The organism is uncultured Desulfovibrio sp. (assembly GCF_944324935.1).
Taxonomy (GTDB): domain Bacteria; phylum Desulfobacterota; class Desulfovibrionia; order Desulfovibrionales; family Desulfovibrionaceae; genus Desulfovibrio.
The window spans coordinates 1-5,083 of the sequence record NZ_CALUYG010000088.1; the positions used below are offsets into that span (position 1 = coordinate 1).

Genomic DNA, 5,083 nt, shown 5'->3' on the forward strand with positions numbered 1-5,083 from the left:
TCGTGCTGGTTACTTTTTGGGGGGAAGGGGAACCCCTCCGCCTGCGCGGGAGGGGTTCCCCTTCCCCCCAAGCCCCCCATCCCTTCCCCAGCGCGCTTTTACCATGAAAGATAAAAATATGCGGGGGCTCCCTGCGGAAATCACCGCTTATTGACAACAGAGCGAGATTTTCCCTTCCCCCGGAAAAACATCGCGGGATGAACCCGCCTCGTGGGGGGAGGCGGACCTCCCCCCGTTGCGGGCAGTGCTTACTTGGGCATGGCCGCCAGCACACGCTCAGGGTAGGCGGGCAGATGGGTCACCCGCGCGCCGCAGGCGTTGTAGATGGCGTTGATGATGGCCGGATGCGGGCCGCACAGCGGGATCTCCCCGGTGCCGGACGCGCCGAAGGGGCCGTCGGGACGCGGGGTCTCCACATAGATGAGCTCGATGTTGTCCGGGATGTCCTTGATGGTGGGGATGCCGGCCCCGGCCATGGTGCTGTGCTTCTTGATGTCCTCGTAATCTTCGGTGAGGGCGAGGCCGATGCCCTGGGCGATGCCGCCGTAGAGCTGACCGTCGGTAATGAGGCGGTTGACCACCTTGCCGATGTCGGCCACCATGGTCATCTTTTCCACCGTGGTCTTGCCGGTGGCCACTTCCACGGCCACTTCGGCCATGAACAGGCCGTACATGTAGCAGCAGAAGGGCTCGCCCTGGCAGTTCTTGCCGCAGTCGCGGGCGGGGGCCGTCCACTTGCCGTCGTAATGCACGGCGCGGCCTTCGGCCTTCATCTCGTCATAGGTGAAGAAGCCGCCGCCATTGGGCTTGCGCATGGCTTCCACCAGCGCCTCGCAGGCCACGCGGATGGCGTTGCCCGTCATCACCTGCGAGCGCGACCCCCCGGCCGGGCCGGAATTGGGCGTCTTGCTGGTGTCGTTCATAACGAGGCGGATCTTTTCCACGGGCAGACCGATGGGCCGCAGGGCCTCATGGGCGGTACACTGCGCGCCGGAGTCCGCGCCTTGGCCGTGATCTTCCCAGGTGCTGCCCACCGTCACCGAGCCGTCGGGATTGAGTTCCACCCAGGCTTCGGAGGAGTCCGGGCCGTCCAGCCCGGCGCCGTAGACGGCGAGCGCCAGCCCAACGCCGCGCTTGACCTCGGCGGTGGACTCGGCCTTCACGCGGGCCTTGGCGGCTTCATACTTGGGCCGCAGGGCCTTGAACATGCTGGGCAGGTTGATGACTTCGGGCTTCTGGCCGGTGGGCGTGGTGTCGCCTTCCTTGTAGCAGTTGAGCTCGCGCAGGTCGAAGGGATCCATGCCCAGCTTTTCGGCCAGTTCGTCCATGAGCACTTCGGAGGGGAATTCCGATTCCGGGCCGCCGTAGCCGCGGAAGGCCGCGCCCCAGGCGTGGTTGGTGGCTACGGTGCGGCCGTCGCCGCGGATGTTGGGGATGCCGTAGCCCGCGCCGATGAACTGGGCCCCGCGCAGGGTCAGCAGGTCGCCGAATTCGGAGTACGGGCCGTGGTCGCAGGTCCAGTCGGTCTCCATGGCCTTGATCTTGCCGGTCTTCTTGTCGGCGGCCATGCGGACGGTGGTCCAGAAGGGCGAGCGTTTGCCGGTATACTGCTGCTGTTGCTGATAGTTGTAGCGCAGATGGCAGGGACGGCCGGTGGCCAGCACGGCCACGCCGATGAGGGCTTCCATGGTGGGGCTGAACTTGTAGCCGAAGGTGCCGCCCGTGGTGTTCTGCACGAGCACCAGCTCTTCGGGGAACTTGACGCCCAGACCGGGGGCGATCATCAGCGCGTGCAGATGCAGGCCGATGGACTTGGAGTGGATGACGAGCTTGCCCTCTTCGTTGAGGTAGCCGTAACCCACGTCCGGTTCGATGTTGAGGTGCGGCTGACGCTGGGTGTAGAAGCTGTCTTCCACCACCACGTTATTGGGATCGTCGAAATAGGGTTTGGTGTCCTCGCCCTTTTCGATGTGGGGCTCGTAATAGATGTTGGGCGTGCCGGGGTGGATCTCGATGGCGTCCGGGGCCATGGCTTCGGGCGCGCTCATGTATTCGGGCAGCAGCTCAAGGTCGAACTTTACCTTCTCGGCGGCGGCGCGGGCGTGTTCCTCGGAATCGGCGCAGACGATGGCCAGCGCGTCGCCGTACTGGAACACCTTGGTATCATTGAGTATGGGACGATCCCAGCCGTCGCCCTTGTTGTCGGCGAAGGTGATGAGGCCGGTGATGCGGTTCTTGCCCTTCACGTCCTTGTGGGTCAGCACGCGCACCACGCCGGGCATCTTCTCGGCTTCGGAGGTGTCGATGCCCTTGATGTTGGCATGGGACACCTTGGCCTGGGCCAGCGCCAGATGGAGCGTTTCCGGCGGCATGTGCACGGCGGCGTCCGCGCCGTATTCGGCAAGGCCCGTCACCTTGGCCACGGCGCTGGGACGCGGCAGGCGCGAACCGAACACCCGGCCGTCGGCGGGCATCTTGAAGGTGATGTCGTCCAGCGTCTTTTCCCCGCGCAGCACGGCGGCGGCGTCCATGACGGCGTCCACCAGCGGGATGTAGCCGGTGCAGCGGCAAACGTTATGATGTTTCTGGAACCAGTCGCGCACGTCTTCGCGGCTGGGATTGGGGTTGCTGTCCAAAAGCCCCTTGGCCGAGACGATGAAGCCCGGCGTGCAGAAACCGCACTGGGCCGCGCCGTGGTACATCCAGGAGACCTGGAGCGGATGCAGATTGTCGGGGGTGCCGATGCCTTCAAGCGTGGTGATGGCGGCATTTTCGGGCACGCGGCGCATCTTCACGATGCAGGCACGCGTCACCTTGCCGTCAAGGATGACCGTACAGGCCCCGCACTGTCCCTGCCCGCAGCCCACCTTGACGCTGGTAAGCTGCAACTGGTTACGCAGAACGTCCACGAGGGTGGCGTCGGGACTGACCATGACCCTGCGGGGAATACCATTGACCACAAGCGTTTTCGTTTCCATACGCGACTCCTAGAAACGGCTTGATGATGACCGGCCGGAAGACCCGGCCCCTGTTTGCGGCAGTCGGCCTGGGCGGCCCCTGCTCTGCGGACGGAACGAACGTCCGCCCGTTGCCGGAAAGACGTCGATCCCCCGGCGGAAAGGCGGCGTCCCGGGAAATGCCCGGCATTTCCCCCGGCGCGCGCCCCGGTTCCCTGCCCGCGCCGGGGGCAGTCGTGGCCCTGGGGCCTCCCCGGCGTGCGGCGGCGTCGCCGATCGCGCCTTTCCCGCGACGGAAAGGCCACGCCCCGGCAAGAGGGAGCGTTGCGGACGGCATGTGACGCATTTTCACAAGTTGGAACGACATTAGCCCATTTTCCGCCAAAGGAAAAGAGCTTTCTCCGCAAGGCGACGAGCATTCGCTGAAAAGCAGCCTGCGAAAGGGGACGCTCCTTGTGATTTCATGGCAAAAAGCGTAGAGTCTTTCTGTTTTCGCCAGGTGCACGGCCTCTCCCCTGAAGGCAGTGAACTGCATGTTTTTTCCAGGCATCCTGTCCCCTCTGTGATGTTGGAGTTGTCTCATGCTGGCCAGCGCATTTGACGGCCTTGATGACCTTGTTTACATCGCCGATCTGGAAACCTACGAGCTGCTCTATGCCAACCGGGCATGCCTGCAAAGCTTTCATCTTCAGGACAGCGCGGGCTGCAAGTGCTACGAGGTCCTGCAGGGCCTGAACCAGCCGTGCGATTTCTGCACCAATCAGAAATTGCGGGAGCACGGCCGCTGGGCCTGGCACTGCTTCAATCCCCTGCTGCAACGCCATTTCGATCTTCATGATTCCATCATTGATTTCCGCGGACGCCGGGCCCGTCTGGAGATCGCCTACGACGTCACCCGGCATGTCGGCGCAAAACGCTCGGCCCAGCATGGCGACATAGAGCAGCTCATCGCCCACTGCGCCCGTCTGCTCAACGACGATGACGGCAACCGGCATACCCAGCTCAATCTCGTGCTGGAGGAGATCGGCTGTTTTCTCGAGGCGGAGCGCTGCTACATCTTCGAGATCCAGGGAGAGACGGCCAGCAATACGCATGAATGGTGCCGGGCCGGCGTCACGCCGCAGCAAAAGCGCCTACAGCATGTGCCGCAGGCCGCCTATACCCGCTGGCTCGCCCCGCTGCTCAGCGGCAGCAGCGTCTTTCTGCCCGACATTGAGGACATCGCCTCCACAAACCCTGTGGAATACGCCTATCTCAAGCCGCAGGGCATACGCTCGCTCCTCGTGGAGCCGCTCACCGTTTCCGGCAGCCTGTTCGGCTTCCTGGGCGTGGACAATCCGGCCTCGGACCGCGTACAGGAAGCGCGCATCACGCTGGCCTCCATCAGCAAATTCATGGGCGCCACCATCGAGCGCTTCCGCCTCATCTCCACTCTGGCGCACTACTCCCACCATGACGCCCTGACCGGACTGGGCAACCGCCATCTCTTCCGGCAGAAGCTGGAATCGCTGGGCGGCCCGGGGGCGGCCATCCTGCTGCTTGAGGTGAACGGACTCAAGAAGATCAATGAACAATACGGGATGCCGTATGGCGACGAGCTGCTCACGCGCATCGGGGACATGCTGGGCAAGCTCGGCGGCAACGGCCGTACCTTCCGGCTCAGCGGCGGCGAATTCGCCATCCTCTGGGCCGACATCGCGCAAGCCGACTTCCTTGACAAACAGCAGCGCCTGCAGTCCTTCTTTTCCGGCATCCTCGGCTTTTCCGCCGCTGTGGGCGGCCACTGGCTTGCGGATGGAGACAGCCCCGGGCAGGCCTATACCCGGGCCGAGAAACAGATGTACCGGCAAAAGCAGGAGTATTACCGCCAGCAGGGCGGCAGCCGCTACCGGGCCGAAATGGACGACATGCTCCGCCTTGCCCAGCCGGGGACCCTGGAGCAGATGCTGGATGACGGCAAGGTCGTCACCTACTGGCAGCCCAAGTACAGCCTGAAGGACGGCCGCATCTGCGGGGCCGAGGCGCTCGTGCGGCTGCACCACGGCGGCGAGGGCCTGTTAACACTATTTAAGAGACTCAACGATTAAGGCAAACATGATGAATCCCAGAAACAAGGCATCCAGTTT

2 protein-coding genes are annotated in these 5,083 nt (G+C 63.9%); one reads left to right on the forward strand and one right to left on the reverse strand.

Going from position 1 to position 5,083, the window contains the following annotated elements; translation table 11 throughout:
* Nucleotides 1-248: 248 nt before the first annotated feature.
* The gene (locus Q0J54_RS12125) at nt 249-2,978 is read right to left on the reverse strand and encodes a molybdopterin-dependent aldehyde oxidoreductase (protein WP_296306021.1); all 2,730 of its coding nucleotides are present in this window, start codon (nt 2,976-2,978) and stop codon (nt 249-251) included.
* Between the two features lie 560 nt (nt 2,979-3,538).
* Here Q0J54_RS12125 and Q0J54_RS12130 point away from each other — a divergent pair.
* Nucleotides 3,539-5,044: a diguanylate cyclase gene (locus tag Q0J54_RS12130; protein WP_296306022.1), complete on the forward strand. Its 1,506-nt coding sequence runs from the start codon at nt 3,539-3,541 to the stop codon at nt 5,042-5,044.
* Nucleotides 5,045-5,083: the final 39 nt, after the last annotated feature.